24 protein-coding genes are annotated in these 14,017 nt (G+C 67.6%); all 24 read right to left on the bottom strand.

What is annotated here, in order from left to right; translation table 11 throughout:
* Positions 1 to 12: 12 nt before the first annotated feature.
* The 24 genes from rplO to rpsG all read right to left on the bottom strand — a co-directional run bounded on the left by rplO (position 13) and on the right by rpsG (position 14,016).
* Positions 13 to 456, bottom strand: coding sequence for a 50S ribosomal protein L15 (gene rplO, locus ACIBJE_RS15090; protein WP_396748377.1), 444 nt, complete (start codon positions 454 to 456; stop codon positions 13 to 15).
* Positions 456 to 638, bottom strand: coding sequence for a 50S ribosomal protein L30 (gene rpmD / locus ACIBJE_RS15085; protein WP_088982062.1), 183 nt, complete (start codon positions 636 to 638; stop codon positions 456 to 458). Before rpmD ends, rplO begins: the two co-directional genes overlap by 1 nt.
* The gene (gene rpsE, locus ACIBJE_RS15080; protein WP_088982061.1) at positions 638 to 1,252 is read right to left on the bottom strand and encodes a 30S ribosomal protein S5; all 615 of its coding nucleotides are present in this window, start codon (positions 1,250 to 1,252) and stop codon (positions 638 to 640) included. The genes rpmD and rpsE overlap by 1 nt, the downstream gene beginning before the upstream one ends.
* Positions 1,253 to 1,285: 33 nt before the next feature.
* Positions 1,286 to 1,675 carry a 50S ribosomal protein L18 gene (gene rplR / locus ACIBJE_RS15075; protein WP_396748374.1) on the bottom strand — a complete coding sequence of 130 codons (390 nt, stop codon included), beginning with the start codon at positions 1,673 to 1,675 and terminating at the stop codon, positions 1,286 to 1,288.
* Complete coding sequence (gene rplF / locus ACIBJE_RS15070; RefSeq protein ID WP_396748372.1) at positions 1,672 to 2,214, bottom strand: 50S ribosomal protein L6; 543 nt, start codon at positions 2,212 to 2,214, stop codon at positions 1,672 to 1,674. Before rplF ends, rplR begins: the two co-directional genes overlap by 4 nt.
* 16 nt (positions 2,215 to 2,230) lie before the next feature.
* Positions 2,231 to 2,638: a 30S ribosomal protein S8 gene (gene rpsH, locus ACIBJE_RS15065; protein WP_091451909.1), complete on the bottom strand. Its 408-nt coding sequence runs from the start codon at positions 2,636 to 2,638 to the stop codon at positions 2,231 to 2,233.
* A 96-nt stretch (positions 2,639 to 2,734) separates the two neighbouring features.
* Positions 2,735 to 2,920: a type Z 30S ribosomal protein S14 gene (locus ACIBJE_RS15060; protein WP_007073023.1), complete on the bottom strand. Its 186-nt coding sequence runs from the start codon at positions 2,918 to 2,920 to the stop codon at positions 2,735 to 2,737.
* 1 nt (position 2,921) lies between these two features.
* The gene (gene rplE, locus ACIBJE_RS15055; RefSeq protein ID WP_396748369.1) at positions 2,922 to 3,491 is read right to left on the bottom strand and encodes a 50S ribosomal protein L5; all 570 of its coding nucleotides are present in this window, start codon (positions 3,489 to 3,491) and stop codon (positions 2,922 to 2,924) included.
* Complete coding sequence (gene rplX / locus ACIBJE_RS15050; RefSeq protein WP_176737754.1) at positions 3,491 to 3,811, bottom strand: 50S ribosomal protein L24; 321 nt, start codon at positions 3,809 to 3,811, stop codon at positions 3,491 to 3,493. Before rplX ends, rplE begins: the two co-directional genes overlap by 1 nt.
* Complete coding sequence (gene rplN, locus ACIBJE_RS15045; protein WP_007465279.1) at positions 3,808 to 4,176, bottom strand: 50S ribosomal protein L14; 369 nt, start codon at positions 4,174 to 4,176, stop codon at positions 3,808 to 3,810. Before rplN ends, rplX begins: the two co-directional genes overlap by 4 nt.
* Positions 4,177 to 4,273: 97 nt before the next feature.
* Complete coding sequence (rpsQ, locus tag ACIBJE_RS15040) at positions 4,274 to 4,555, bottom strand: 30S ribosomal protein S17 (protein ID WP_396748366.1); 282 nt, start codon at positions 4,553 to 4,555, stop codon at positions 4,274 to 4,276.
* Positions 4,552 to 4,788, bottom strand: a complete 237-nt coding sequence (gene rpmC, locus ACIBJE_RS15035) for a 50S ribosomal protein L29 (protein WP_091650250.1) — start codon at positions 4,786 to 4,788, stop codon at positions 4,552 to 4,554. Before rpmC ends, rpsQ begins: the two co-directional genes overlap by 4 nt.
* Entirely contained in the window at positions 4,788 to 5,213 is a 426-nt protein-coding gene (gene rplP / locus ACIBJE_RS15030; protein WP_007465292.1) for a 50S ribosomal protein L16, read from the bottom strand. The genes rpmC and rplP overlap by 1 nt, the downstream gene beginning before the upstream one ends.
* 3 nt (positions 5,214 to 5,216) lie before the next feature.
* Positions 5,217 to 6,074, bottom strand: a complete 858-nt coding sequence (gene rpsC, locus ACIBJE_RS15025; protein ID WP_396748364.1) for a 30S ribosomal protein S3 — start codon at positions 6,072 to 6,074, stop codon at positions 5,217 to 5,219.
* Positions 6,074 to 6,547, bottom strand: coding sequence for a 50S ribosomal protein L22 (gene rplV, locus ACIBJE_RS15020; protein ID WP_396748362.1), 474 nt, complete (start codon positions 6,545 to 6,547; stop codon positions 6,074 to 6,076). Before rplV ends, rpsC begins: the two co-directional genes overlap by 1 nt.
* 35 nt (positions 6,548 to 6,582) lie before the next feature.
* Positions 6,583 to 6,864: a 30S ribosomal protein S19 gene (gene rpsS, locus ACIBJE_RS15015; RefSeq protein WP_020520478.1), complete on the bottom strand. Its 282-nt coding sequence runs from the start codon at positions 6,862 to 6,864 to the stop codon at positions 6,583 to 6,585.
* Between the two features lie 12 nt (positions 6,865 to 6,876).
* Entirely contained in the window at positions 6,877 to 7,716 is an 840-nt protein-coding gene (gene rplB / locus ACIBJE_RS15010; RefSeq protein ID WP_088982053.1) for a 50S ribosomal protein L2, read from the bottom strand.
* Positions 7,717 to 7,728: 12 nt separating this feature from the next.
* The gene (rplW, locus tag ACIBJE_RS15005) at positions 7,729 to 8,031 is read right to left on the bottom strand and encodes a 50S ribosomal protein L23 (protein WP_088982052.1); all 303 of its coding nucleotides are present in this window, start codon (positions 8,029 to 8,031) and stop codon (positions 7,729 to 7,731) included.
* Positions 8,028 to 8,678 carry a 50S ribosomal protein L4 gene (rplD, locus tag ACIBJE_RS15000; protein ID WP_396748359.1) on the bottom strand — a complete coding sequence of 217 codons (651 nt, stop codon included), beginning with the start codon at positions 8,676 to 8,678 and terminating at the stop codon, positions 8,028 to 8,030. The genes rplW and rplD overlap by 4 nt, the downstream gene beginning before the upstream one ends.
* Positions 8,675 to 9,340 carry a 50S ribosomal protein L3 gene (gene rplC / locus ACIBJE_RS14995; RefSeq protein ID WP_396748357.1) on the bottom strand — a complete coding sequence of 222 codons (666 nt, stop codon included), beginning with the start codon at positions 9,338 to 9,340 and terminating at the stop codon, positions 8,675 to 8,677. The genes rplD and rplC overlap by 4 nt, the downstream gene beginning before the upstream one ends.
* 11 nt (positions 9,341 to 9,351) lie before the next feature.
* Positions 9,352 to 9,660, bottom strand: coding sequence for a 30S ribosomal protein S10 (rpsJ, locus tag ACIBJE_RS14990; protein WP_007073037.1), 309 nt, complete (start codon positions 9,658 to 9,660; stop codon positions 9,352 to 9,354).
* Positions 9,661 to 10,010: 350 nt separating this feature from the next.
* Positions 10,011 to 11,204 (bottom strand): elongation factor Tu, encoded by a 1,194-nt coding sequence (tuf, locus tag ACIBJE_RS14985; RefSeq protein WP_091451943.1) that lies wholly within the window; start codon positions 11,202 to 11,204, stop codon positions 10,011 to 10,013.
* Between the two features lie 169 nt (positions 11,205 to 11,373).
* A complete protein-coding gene (gene fusA / locus ACIBJE_RS14980) occupies positions 11,374 to 13,470 on the bottom strand; it encodes an elongation factor G (RefSeq protein ID WP_396748354.1) in 2,097 nt (698 codons plus the stop codon).
* A 75-nt stretch (positions 13,471 to 13,545) separates the two neighbouring features.
* Positions 13,546 to 14,016: a 30S ribosomal protein S7 gene (rpsG, locus tag ACIBJE_RS14975; protein ID WP_091650217.1), complete on the bottom strand. Its 471-nt coding sequence runs from the start codon at positions 14,014 to 14,016 to the stop codon at positions 13,546 to 13,548.
* Position 14,017 lies beyond the last annotated feature (1 nt).

The following is a 14,017-nucleotide window of genomic DNA, read 5'->3' as shown; positions in this document are numbered from 1 at the left end:
GTCCTGGTTGCCTTACAGCTCGGTGACCGAACCACCGGCGGCAGTGATCTTCTCCTTGGCCGACGCGCTGAACGCGTGCGCCGACACCTGGAGCGCCACCCCGCCGAGATCCCCGCTGCCGAGAACCTTCACCGGATGGCCCTTGCGGACCGCCCCGGCCTCGATCAGCTCGTCGGGGCCGATCTGGCCGCCGTTGGGGAAGAGCTCGGCGAGCCGGTCCAGGTTGACCACCTGGAAGACCACCTTGAACTTGTTCTTGAAGCCCTTCATCTTCGGCAGGCGCATGTGGATGGGCATCTGCCCACCCTCGAACGCCGGCGAGATGTTCTTACGGGCCTTCGAGCCCTTCGTACCGCGACCGGCGGTCTTGCCCTTGGAGCCCTCACCACGACCCACCCGGGTCTTGGCGGTCTTGGCACCGGGCGCCGGGCGCAGGTGGTGGACCTTGATCGTCATTACTCGACCTCCTCGACCTTCACGAGGTGGTTGACCGCGAAGATCATGCCCCGAATCTCGGGCCGGTCCTCCTTGACCACCACGTCGTTGATCCGCTTGAGACCGAGCGAACGCAGCGACTCACGCTGGTTGTGCTTGGTCCCGATCCCGGACCGGACCTGGGTGACCTTCAGGCGTGCCATCAGGACGCCACCCCCGCCCGCGCGGCCAGCATCGCGGCCGGCGCGACATCCTCGACCGGCAGGCCACGACGGGCGGCGACCTGCTCCGGGGACTCCAGCCCCTTCAGGGCCGCCACCGTGGCGTGCACGATGTTGATCGGGTTCGACGAGCCGAGGCTCTTGGAGAGCACGTCGTGGATACCCGCGCACTCCAGCACGGCACGCACCGGGCCACCGGCGATGACGCCCGTACCGGCGGAGGCCGGCTTGAGCAGCACCACACCGGCGGCGTCCTCGCCCTGCACCGGGTGCGGGATCGAGGCGCCGATCCGCGGCACCTTGAAGAAGTGCTTCTTGGCCTCCTCGACACCCTTGGCGATCGCCGCGGGCACCTCCTTGGCCTTTCCGTAGCCCACGCCGACGGTGCCGTCGCCGTCGCCCACGATCACCAGGGCGGTGAAGCTGAAGCGACGACCACCCTTCACGACCTTGGCGACGCGGTTGATCGCGACGACCCGCTCGAGGTGCGGGGTCTTCTCGACGGGCGCGTTTCCGCGGCCGCCCTCACGGCGGTTGTCGCGGCGACCACCCTCGTTGCCACCGGACCCGCCGCCACGGCGCTGTTGACCTGGCATCAGCAGCCTTCCTTCTCTCTCGTGACGGGGTTGTTAGAACTCAAGTCCGGCTTCGCGAGCGGCGTCGGCGAGGGCGGCGACCCGCCCCGCGTACCGGTTGCCACCACGGTCGAAGACGACCTTCGAGACGCCGGCGGCCTTGGCCCGCTCGGCGAGCAGGGTGCCGACCTTGCCGGCCAGGGCGCTCTTGTCGCCCTCCGTGCCACGCACCGAGGCGTCCAGGGTCGAGGCCGACGCCAGGGTGTGACCCTTGGTGTCGTCGACGATCTGGGCCACGATGTGACGCAGCGACCGGGTGACGACCAGGCGGGGACGCTCGGCGGTGCCGTTGACGTTCTTGCGCACCCGGAAGTGCCGACGCGCACGCCCGACGGCACGCTTGGCGGCGACGCCGCGGCGGCGCTTGAGCAGCGTGGCGCTCACTTCTTACCTGCCTTTCCAGCCTTACGGCGGATGACCTCGCCCTGGTACTTCACACCCTTGCCCTTGTAGGGCTCCGGCGGGCGGATCTTCCGGATGTTGGCGGCGACCTCACCGACGAGCTGCTTGTCGATGCCGGCCACGTGGAACAGCGTCGGCTTCTCGACGGTGAAGGTGATGCCGTCCGGGGCGGGGACCAGGACCGGGTGCGAGAACCCGAGCGCGAACTCGAGGTCCTTGCCCTTGGCGGTCACCCGGTAACCGGTGCCGGCGATCTCCAGGCTCTTGCGGTAGCCCTCGGTGACCCCGACGATCATGTTCGCCACCAGGGTACGGCTCAGGCCGTGCAGCTCCTTGGCCTTCCGCTCGTCGTTCGGGCGGTTGACCTGCAGCTCGCCACTCTCCGCCTTCTCCACCGTGATCGGCTCGGAGACGGTGTGCGACAGCTCGCCCTTCGGGCCCTTGACCTTGACGGTCTGGCCGTCGATCGTGACATCGACGCCGGCTGGCACCGGGATCGACTTACGTCCAATACGCGACATTTCTACCTGTCTCCCGTTACCAGACGAAGGCGAGGACTTCCCCGCCAACGCTCCGCTTGCGGGCCTGCCGGTCGGTGAGCAGCCCCTGGGACGTCGAAATGATCGCCACGCCGAGGCCGCCGAGCACCCGCGGGAGCCCATCCGACTTGGCGTACACCCGGAGACCGGGCTTGGACACACGCTTGATACCGGCCAGGCTCCGCTCCCGGTTCTGGCCGTACTTCAGCTCGACGACCAGTCGCTTGCCGACGGCACCCTCCTCGGGCTCCTCGGCCGACCAGGTGGCGATGTAACCCTCGGCCTTCAAAACCTCGGCGATGTTCGCCTTGATCTTGGAGTAGGGCATCGTCACCCGGTCGTGGTACGCCTGGTTGGCGTTACGCAGACGCGTGAGCATGTCTGCGATCGGGTCGGTCATCGTCATGGATTTCGTCTACCTTTCTCGCCGGGGTTCCCGCGGGTACGCCCAGGGCCTACGGCGAAGAGACAGTGCAGCTGACGCGCGGAGCGCGCCGGGCTATTACCAGGAAGCCTTGGACACGCCGGGCAGCTCACCGCGGTGGGCCATCTCCCGGATGCACACCCGGCAGAGACCGAACTTGCGGTAGACCGCCTTCGGACGCCCGCACCGCTGGCAGCGGGTGTACGCGCGAACCGAGAACTTCGGCTTCGCGGCCGCCTTGAGAATCAGCGCCTTCTTGGCCATCTCAGTTCTCCTTGAACGGGAAGCCCAGGAGCTTGAGCAGCGCCCGGCCCTCGTCGTCGGTCGTGGCGGTCGTGACCACCGTGATGTCCATGCCCCGCTGGCGATCGATCCTGTCCTGGTCGATCTCGTGGAACACCGACTGCTCGGTCAGACCGAACGTGTAGTTGCCGTGCCCGTCGAGCTTGCGCCCGTCCAGACCGCGGAAGTCCCGGATACGCGGCAGCGCGATGGAGAGCAGCCGGTCCAGGAACTCCCACATCCGGTCGCCCCGCAGGGTGACCTTCGCGCCGATCGGCATGCCCTCGCGGAGCTTGAACTGCGCGATCGACTTGGTGGCCCGCCGCACCTGCGGCTTCTGGCCGGTGATGGTGGCCAGGTCGCGGACCGCGCCGTCGATCAGCTTGGCGTCGCGGGCGGCCTCGCCCACACCCATGTTGACGACGATCTTGACCAACCGCGGAACCTGCATGGGGTTCGCGAAGTTGTGCTGCTCCTGCAGCTTGGCCACGATCTCGTTGCGGTACCGCTCCTTGAGGCGCGGCAGGGTCTTGGTTTCGGTAGCCGTGGTCATCACAGGTCCTTACCGGTGCTACGCGCGATGCGGACCTTCTGGCCGTTGTCGTCGAACCGGTACCCGATGCGGGTCGGCTTCCCTTCGGAGTCCAGGACCTGCACGTTGGAAACGTGGATCGGGGCCTCCTGGGTGACGATGCCACCGGTCTTGGCGCCACGCTGGGTGGTGCGGATGCGGGTGTGCTTCTTGACGCGGTTCACGCCCTCGACCAGGACCTTGTCCTGCCGCGGGTAGGCCGCAATGACCTTGCCCTTGGCACCCTTGTCCTTGCCGGCGATGACGACGACCGTGTCGCCCTTCTTGACCTTCACGGTCACAACACCTCCGGCGCGAGAGAGATGATCTTCATGAACCGCTTGTCCCGCAGCTCCCGACCCACCGGGCCGAAGATACGGGTACCGCGCGGGTCCCCACCGTCCTTGATGATGACGGCGGCGTTCTCGTCGAAGCGGATGTACGAGCCGTCCGGCCGCCGCCTCTCCTTGGCGGTGCGAACGACGACCGCCTTGACGACGTCGCCCTTCTTCACACCGGCACCCGGGATCGCGTCCTTGACGGTGGCCACGATGACGTCGCCGATGCTCGCGTAGCGCCGACCGGAGCCACCGAGAACCCGGATGCACAGGATCTCCCGGGCACCCGTGTTGTCGGCGACGCGCAGTCGCGACTCCTGCTGAATCACGTCTATCTCCTATGTCTGCCGGTTCTCCGGCCGCTGCACGCGGCCGGAGCCTGGCGGAACCTGCGCCCGACTGACGCCGGGCGAGCTCGAGCCTTCGCTACTTGGCCTTTTCCAGGATTTCCACGATCCGCCACCGCTTGGTGGCCGACAGCGGCCGGGTCTCCATGATCAGGACGCGGTCGCCGATGCCGGCGGCGTTCTGCTCGTCGTGCACCTTCAGCTTGCGGGTCCGGCGCATGATCTTGCCGTACAGCGCGTGCTTGACCCGGTCCTCGACCTCGACGACGACGGTCTTGTCCATCTTGTCGCTGACCACGAGGCCCTCACGGACCTTGCGGCGAGCCCGCACGGTGGCGGTGGTGTTCTCGGTCTCGCTCATGATGCAGTCACCTCAGTCGGCGCGGCCGAGAGCCCCAGCTCACGCTCGCGCATGATCGTGTAGATCCGGGCGATCTCCCGACGGATGACCTGGAGCCGCCGGTTGTTGTCGAGCTGACCGGTGGCGGCCTGAACGCGGAGGTTGAACAGCTCCGCCTTGGCCTCCCGCAGCTTCGTGACCAGCTCCTCGTCGGAGAGCTCACGCAGCTCGGCGGCCTTAACGCCCGCTGCCATCAGGATTCACCCACTTCGCGCGTCACAATGCGGCACTTCATCGGGAGCTTGTGGATAGCGCGACGCATCGCCTCTCGCGCAATCTGCTCGTTGGGGAAGGACATCTCGAAGAGAACCCGCCCCGGCTTCACGTTGGCCACCCACCACTCGGGCGAGCCCTTACCGGAACCCATCCGGGTTTCCGCCGGCTTCTTGGTCAGCGCCTGGTCCGGGAAGATCGTGATCCAGACCTTGCCGCCACGCTTGATGTGGCGGGTCATCGCGATACGAGCCGACTCGATCTGCCGGTTCGTGACGTACGCCGGCTCGAGAGCCTGGATCCCGAACTCGCCGAACACCACCCGGTTACCACCCTTGGACGCGCCACTGCGGTCCGGGTGGTGCGGCTTGCGGAAGCCCTTCGGGGGCTTGCGCGGCATCAGCATCTGTCAGCCCTCCTGCTGCGTTTCTGCCGCGGCGGCGACGGCGGAAGCATCCACCCGCTCGCCACTCGGCGTCTCGGCCTGCTGCGCGACGGTGGTCGCGGCAGCCCGGCCGGCCTCGGTGCCACCGGAGGTCGTGCCGGCGGAGCCGGAGCGACCACGGCGCGGACGGTCGGGACGGTCGCCACGCTCACGACGCGGGCGGGACGGAGCGGCCTCGGCCGGGGCCTCCCGGCCCGGAACCGCGTCGCCCTTGTAGATCCAGACCTTCACGCCGATCCGGCCGAAGGTGGTACGGGCCTCGAAGAAGCCGTACTCGATGTTGGCCCGCAGCGTGTGCAGCGGAACCCGACCCTCGCGGTAGAACTCGGTCCGGCTCATCTCGGCGCCGCCGAGCCGACCCGAGACCTGGACCCGGATGCCCTTGCAGACCGGGTTCTTCATCGCGGACTGCATGGCCTTGCGCATCGCCCGACGGAAGCTGACCCGGCTGGAGAGCTGCTCGGCCACGCCCTGCGCGACGAGCTGCGCGTCCGACTCGGGGCTCTTCACCTCGATGATGTTCAGCTGCACCTGCTTGCCGGTGAGCTTCTCCAGCTCGCCCCGGATCCGGTCGGCCTCGGCGCCCTTACGGCCGATGACGATGCCCGGACGGGCGGTGTGGATGTCGACCCGGACCCGGTCCCGGGTCCGCTCGATGTCGACCTTGGAGATGCCGGCCCGCTCCAGCCCCTTGGACATCATGCGGCGGATCTTGACGTCCTCGCCGATGTAGTCCTTGTAGAGCTTGTCCGCGAACCAGCGGGACTTCCAGTCGGTCGAGATGCCGAGCCGGAACCCGTGCGGGTGAACCTTCTGACCCATTACTCGGCGCCCTCCGTCTTGCTCTGCGTCTCAGTCGCCTCGGCCTCCGCCGGCTCGGCCTGCTTCGCCGGGACCGACTTCTTGGCCGAAGACTTCTTCGGCGCGGCCGGCGCCACGGCCTCGACCGCAACGGTGATGTGGCACGTGCGCTTGCGGATCCGGTACGCCCGGCCCTGCGCCCGCGGCCGGAACCGCTTCATGGTCGGGCCCTCGTCGACGAACGCCTCGCTGACGAGCAGCGCGTCGGGGTCCAGCCGCTCGTTGTTCTCCGCGTTGGCGATCGCGCTCGCGAGCACCTTGTACACCTGCTCGCTCGCAGCCTGCGGCGCGAACTGCAGCACCGTGAGCGCCTCCTTCGCGGGCAGGCCGCGGACGAGGTTGACCACCCGGCGCGCCTTAGTCGGCGAGATGCGCACGTGCCGCGCAATCGCCCGCGCGCCCGGAAGCACCGGAGCGTCGCCCTTTCCTGGCATCGCTGTAACCCCTTGTTCCTCTATCCGTGGCTCGCCTAGCGGCGGCGGCTCTTGCGGTCGTCCTTCTCGTGACCCTTGAACGTGCGGGTCAGCGCGAACTCGCCGAGCTTGTGCCCGACCATCGCCTCGGTGACGAACACCGGGACGTGCTTGCGTCCGTCGTGCACCGCGATCGTGTGCCCGAGCATCTCCGGGATGATCGTCGAGCGCCGCGACCAGGTCTTGATGACGTTCTTCGAGCCCTTCTCGTTCTGCACTTCCACCTTCTTGAGCAGGTGGTCGTCGATGAACGGGCCCTTCTTCAGGCTGCGAGGCATTTTCTATCTCCCTCAGCCGCGCTTACGCGTGGCGTAGCGGCGGCGGACGATCAGCCGGTCGCTCGGCTGGCCCTTACGGCGGGTGCGGCCCTCGGGCTTACCCTTCGGGTTGACCGGGTGGCGACCACCGGAGGTCTTACCCTCACCACCACCGTGCGGGTGGTCCACCGGGTTCATCGCCACACCACGGACGGTCGGGCGCTTGCCCTTCCACCGCATCCGGCCGGCCTTGCCCCAGTTGATGTTCGACTGGTCGGCGTTGCCGATCTCGCCGACGCTCGCGCGGCAGCGGACGTCGACCCGCCGGATCTCACCGGACGGCATCCGGAGGGTGGCGTACGCGCCCTCCCGGCCGAGCAGCTGGATGCCGACGCCGGCCGAACGGGCCAGCTTGGCGCCGCCGCCCGGACGCAGCTCCACGCTGTGGATGGTGGTACCGACCGGGATGTTCCGCAGCGGCAGGTTGTTGCCCGGCTTGATGTCCGCGCCGGGGCCCGACTCGACGGTGTCGCCCTGCTTCAGGTCCTTCGGCGCGAGGATGTAGCGCTTCTCGCCGTCGGCGTAGTGCAGCAGCGCGATACGCGCGGTGCGGTTCGGGTCGTACTCGATGTGGGCGACCTTCGCCGGCACGCCGTCCTTGTCGACCCGCTTGAAGTCGATCAGACGGTACTGACGCTTGTGGCCACCACCCTGGTGCCGGGCGGTGATCCGGCCGTGGGCGTTCCGACCGCCCTTCTTCGGCAGCGGAGCCAGCAGCGACTTCTCCGGGGTCGACCGGGTGATCTCGGCGAAGTCGGCGACGCTGGAGCCACGCCGGCCCGGCGTCGTCGGCTTGTACTTACGGATAGCCATTGTCTACACCCCTCAGCTGACCGGGCCGCCGAAGGCCTCGATACGGTCACCGTCAGCCAGCTTCACCATCGCGCGCTTGGTGGCCTTGCGCTGGCCGAACCCAGTCTTGGTCCGCTTGCGCTTGCCCTCGCGGTTGAGCGTGTTGACCGTCAGGACGCGGACGTTGAAGATCTGCTGAATAGCGATCTTGATCTCGGTCTTGTTGGCGTCCGGGTGCACCAGGAAGGTGTACCAGTTGCGGTTCAGCTCGCTGTAGCTCTTCTCCGAGACGACCGGCGCCACGATGATGTCGCGCGGGTCGGCGATCGTGCTCACTTGCCACCCTCCTCGGTGGTCTCGGCGGGCACGCCGAGGAACTCGTCCAGGGCGTCCTTGGTGAAGACCACGTCGTCGGCCACCAGCACGTCGTACGTGTTGAGCTGGCCGGCCTCGATCAGGTGCACCCGCGGCTCGTTGCGCAGCGACACCCAGTTCAGCTCGTCGGTGCTGGTCAGCACGACCAGGACCCGACGGGCCCCGGTGAGCTTCTCCAGCGTGGCCAGGGCCGCCTTGGTGGACGGCTTCTCGCCGGAGACGAAGGTCTCGACGACGTGCACCTGGCCGGCGCGGGCCCGGTCGGAGAGGGCCCCGCGCAGCGCGGCGGCCTTCATCTTCTTGGGGGTCCGCTGGCTGTAGTCGCGCGGCACCGGGCCGTGCACCACACCACCGCCGGCGAACTGCGGCGCCCGGGTCGAACCCTGGCGGGCGCGGCCGGTGCCCTTCTGCTTGTACGGCTTCCTACCGCCACCGGAAACCTCGCCGCGGGTCTTCACCTTGTGCGTGCCCTGGCGGGCGGCCGCGAGCTGGGCCACCACGACCTGGTGCATCAGCGCGAGGTTGGCCTGCACGTCGAAGACGTCTGCCGGCAGCTCGACGGAGCCCTTCTTGGTGCCGTCGACGGTGAGCACGTCAACCGTGGTCACTTCGCCGCACCGCCCTTCTTCGCCTTGGTCTTGGCCGCGGTACGGACCAGGACCAGCGCGCCCTTGGGGCCGGGAATGGCACCACGGACGAGCAGGACATTGTTCTCGGTGTCGACCGCCTGGACGGTCAGGTTCTGGACGGTGTAGCGCACGCCACCCATCCGGCCGGCCATCCGGGTGCCCTTGAAGACGCGACCCGGGGTGGCGCAGGCGCCGATCGAGCCGGGCGAGCGGTGCTTGCGCTCGACACCGTGGCTGGCCCGCAGGCCGTGGAAGCCGTGCCGCTTCATCGGGCCGGCGTAGCCCTTGCCCTTGGTCTTGCCGGTCACGTCGATCGAGGCGCCCGGGGCGAACTCGGAGACGGTGACCTCCTGGCCGAGGGAGTACTCGGCGGCGTCGGCGGTGCGCAGCTCGACGATGTGCCGGCGCGGCGCCACCTCGGCCTTCGCGTAGTGTCCGCTGATCGGCTTCTTGACCTTGCGCGGGTCGATCGCGCCGTAGGCCAGCTGGATCGCGGAGTAACCGTCCTTCTCGGCGCTACGAACCTGGCTGACGACGCACGGGCCGGCCTGCACCACGGTCACCGGCACAACCTTGTTGTTGTCCCAGACCTGGGTCATGCCGAGCTTTGCGCCCAGGATCCCCTTTACTTGCCTGTCCATTTGTCCGGTCCCTACAGCTTGATCTCGATGTCGACGCCAGCCGGCAGGTCGAGGCGCATGAGCGAGTCGACCGTCTTGGGGGTCGGGTCGATGATGTCGATCAGCCGCTTGTGCGTGCGCATCTCGAAGTGCTCGCGCGAGTCCTTGTACTTGTGCGGCGAGCGGATAACGCAGAAACGGTTGATCTCCGTGGGCAGCGGCACCGGGCCCGCGACCTGCGCCCCGGTGCGCGTCACCGTCTCGACGATCTTCCGAGCCGAGGAGTCGACGACCTCGTGGTCATAGGCCTTGAGCCGGATGCGGATCTTCTGTCCCGCCATGGTGGCTTCTGTTCCTTCTCTCGATGCCGCTGTGTTGCGGGCGCCTGCACCGGCTGGCACAGGCCCACTTCCGCCGACCCCCGCGGTCGGGCGTGTCGCGCCCTCGGGCCAGGCTCCGCCCCGAGAGGCCGGAGCGATACTGACCGCACGGTGGGTCAAGGCGCCGATCGCACTACCGCGACCTGAACGCCGTGCGAGGGTGGTTGGCAGCACACCGCCAACCACCCTACGCCCGACTGTTCTCTCACCCGGAGGTTCGGCGAAATCCGAACGCAGGCGACGAACTGTCGTTACGCAACCTGACTAGTATGCCGCACGACCGGCGGCGGGTCTAATCGGGGTTACCCAGCTCACTTGATGATCTTGGTGACGCGACCAGCGCCGACCGTACGGCCACCCTCCCGGATCGCGAACTTGAGGTTGTCCTCCATCGCGATGGGCTGGATCAGCTTCACGGTCATCGTGGTGTTGTCGCCCGGCATGACCATCTCGGTGCCCTCGGGCAGCGTGACGACACCGGTGACGTCCGTGGTCCGGAAGTAGAACTGCGGACGGTAGTTCTGGAAGAACGGGGTGTGCCGGCCGCCCTCCTCCTTGGAGAGGATGTAGACGGTCGCCTCGAACTCCGTGTGGGGGGTCGAGGTGCCCGGCTTGACGACCACCATGCCGCGCTCGACGTCCTCGCGCTTGATACCCCGCAGCAGCAGACCGACGTTCTCACCCGCACGGGCCTCGTCGAGCAGCTTGCGGAACATCTCGATACCGGTGCAGACCGTCTTCATCGACTTCTCCTTGATGCCGACGATCTCCACCTCCTCGTTCGGCTTGAGGATGCCGCGCTCGGCGCGACCGGTGACGACGGTGCCACGACCGGTGATCGTGAAGACGTCCTCGATCGGCATCAGGAACGGCTTCTCGGTCTCGCGCTCCGGCTGCGGGATCGCGGTGTCGACAGCGCTCATCAGGTCGAGCAGACGCTGGGTCCACTCGGGGTCACCCTCGAGGGCCTTCAGCGCCGAGACCCGGACCACCGGCAGGTCGTCGCCCGGGTACTCCTGGTTCGAGAGCAGCTCGCGGACCTCGAGCTCGACGAGCTCCAGGAGCTCCTCGTCGTCGACCATGTCGCTCTTGTTGAGCGCCACGACGATGTACGGCACGCCGACCTGGCGGGCCAGCAGCACGTGCTCGCGGGTCTGCGGCATCGGACCGTCGGTCGCCGCCACCACCAGGATCGCGCCGTCCATCTGCGCGGCACCGGTGATCATGTTCTTGATGTAGTCGGCGTGCCCGGGGCAGTCGACGTGCGCGTAGTGCCGGTTCTCGGTCTGGTACTCGACGTGCGCGATGGAGATGGTGATACCGCGGGCCTTCTCCTCCGGCGCCTTGTCGATCTCGTCGAACGGCGTGTACGGGTTGAGGTCCGGGTACTGGTCGTGCAGGACCTTGGTGATGGCCGCCGTCAGCGTCGTCTTACCGTGGTCGATGTGACCAATGGTGCCGATGTTGACGTGCGGCTTAGTCCGCTCGAACTTAGCCTTCGCCACTGGTGTCCTCCTGTGGACTTCTTGGTTCGTACGCCCCGGCGCGCCGTTCGGCGCTTAGGACTCTGTCGACAGCCTTTCCGACCGTACGGCCGGAGAGCTTGTGGGACTTGCGGCGGTGAAGCCTACAGGCCCGGTCTCACACAGCCTCGCGGAGGCCGCAGGCGAGAAACTACTCGCCCGTGGCCTTCGCGATGATCTCCTTCGCCACGCTGGCCGGAACCTCGGCGTAGGAGTCGAACTGCATGCTGTAGCTAGCCCGGCCCTGGGTCTTCGACCGCAGGTCGCCGACGTAGCCGAACATCTCCGACAACGGCACCAGGGCCCGGACGACGCGGGCGCCGCTGCGCTCCTCCATCGCCTGGATGATGCCGCGGCGGGAGTTGAGGTCGCCGATGACGTCACCCATGTTCTCCTCCGGAGTGGTGACCTCAACGGCCATCATCGGCTCGAGGAGAGCGGGGTCGGCCTTGCGGGCCGCCTCCTTCATCGCCATCGAGCCGGCGATCTTGAATGCCATTTCCGACGAGTCGACCTCGTGGTACTGGCCGTCCACCAGGGTGAGCTTGACGCCCACCACGGGGAAGCCGGCGAGGATGCCGTACTGCATGGCGTCCTGCGCACCCGCGTCCACCGACGGGATGAACTCCCGGGGGATACGGCCACCGGTCACCGCGTTGGCGAACTCGTAGGTCGGGGCGTCGTTGCCCAGCGGCAGCGGCTCCAGGCTGATGATCACCCGGGCGTACTGGCCGGAACCACCGGTCTGCTTCTTGTGGGTGTACTCGACCTTCTCCACCTTGCGGCGGATGGTCTCGCGGTACGCCACCTGCGGCTTGCCGATGTTCGCCTCGACGTTGAACTCACGGCGCATCCGGTCGACCAGGATGTCCAGGTGCAGCTCGCCCATGCCGGAGATGACCGTCTGGCCGGTCTGGTCGTCGAGCTTGACCCGGAACGTCGGGTCCTCCTCGGCGAGCCGCTGGATGGCGGTGCTGAGCTTCTCCTGGTCGGCCTTGGTCTTGGGCTCGATGGCGACCTCGATGACCGGCTCCGGGAAGGTCATCGACTCCAGGATGACCGGGTTCGCCGGGTCGCACAGCGTGTCACCGGTGGTGGTCTGCTTCAGACCCTGCACCGCGATGATGTCGCCAGCCTGGGCCGAGCTGCGCTCTTCCCGCTTGTTGGCGTGCATCTGGTAGATCTTGCCGATCCGCTCCTTGCGGTCCTTGGTGGAGTTGACCACCTGGGAGCCGGACTCGAGCGTGCCGGAGTAGATCCGCACGTAGGTGAGCTTGCCGAGGTGCTTGTCCGTCTGGATCTTGAAGGCCAGCGCGGAGAACGGCTCCGACTTCGACGGCTTCCGCTGCAACGGGGTCTCACCGTCGGTCGCGGTGCCCTCGATGGCCGGGATGTCCAGCGGCGACGGCAGGTAGGCGACCACCGCGTCGAGCATCGGCTGGATGCCCTTGTTCTTGAAGGCGGTACCGGTGAGGACCGGGTTGGCCTTGCCGCCGATGGTGGCCCGGCGAATGGCGGCCTTGACCTCCTCGACGGAGATCTCCTCACCCTCCAGGTACTTCTCCATCACCGCGTCGTCGACGTCGGCGAGGGTCTCCATCAGCTTCTCGCGCCACTCGGCGGCGGACTCGGCCAGGTCGGCCGGGATCTCCTCGATCGCGTAGTCCTCACCCTTCTGGGTCTCGCCACGCCAGGTGAGGGCACGCATCTCGACCAGGTCGACCACGCCGATGAAGTCGGACTCGTTGCCGATCGGGATCTGAAGCACCAGCGGGGTGGCGTTGAGCCGGTCGATCATCATCTGCACGCAGCGGAAGAAGTCGGCGCCGGTCCGGTCGAGCTTGTTGACGAAGCACATCCGGGGGACGTTGTACTTGTCGGCCTGCCGCCAGACGTTCTCCGTCTGCGGCTCCACGCCAGCGACACCGTCGTAAACGGCGACCGCACCGTCCAGCACCCGCAACGACCGCTCGACCTCGACCGTGAAGTCGACGTGGCCGGGCGTGTCGATGATCTGGATCGTGTGGCCCTTCCACTCACACTTGGTGGCGGCGGAGGTGATGGTGATCCCCCGCTCCTGCTCCTGCTCCATCCAGTCCATGACGGCAGCGCCCTCGTGGACCTCACCGATCTTGTACGTGATGCCGGTGTAGAACAGGATCCGCTCGGTGGTCGTGGTCTTACCGGCATCGATGTGCGCCATGATGCCGATGTTGCGTACGTTGGCGAGCGCGTCTGCGGCGGCCACTTCAATCCCTACTTATCGTCGTCTCGACTCAACTGGTGGCGGTTCCGGCGCCCGGGGGCGCCGGAACCAGTTGTGTTACCAGCGGTAGTGCGCGAAGGCCTTGTTGGACTCGGCCATCTTGTGCGTGTCCTCACGCCGCTTGACGGCGGCGCCGAGGCCGTTGCTGGCGTCCAGCAGCTCGTTCATCAGCCGCTCGACCATGGTCTTCTCGCGCCGCGCGCGGGAGTACGTCACCAGCCAGCGCAGGCCCAGGGTGGTCGCCCGCGCCGGACGCACCTCGACCGGGACCTGGTAGGTGGCGCCACCGACCCGGCGGCTGCGCACCTCGAGGGTCGGCTTGACGTTGTCCATCGCCCGCTTCAGGGTGACGACGGGGTCGGTGCCGGACTTCTCGCGGCAGCCCTCCAGGGCCGCGTACACGACGCGCTCGGCGAGCTGGCGCTTGCCGCGCAGCAGGATCTTGTTCACGAGCTGGGTGACCAGCGGCGAGTTGTACACCGGGTCAGCGACCAGCGGTCGCCGCGGAGCGGGTCCCTTACGCGGCATG

The sequence above is a fragment of the Micromonospora sp. NPDC050187 genome (genome assembly GCF_044459745.1).
In the GTDB taxonomy this organism is placed as follows: domain Bacteria; phylum Actinomycetota; class Actinomycetes; order Mycobacteriales; family Micromonosporaceae; genus Micromonospora.
Note: the sequence above shows the minus strand (reverse complement) of the source record. Positions and strands in the feature narration are given on the sequence as shown.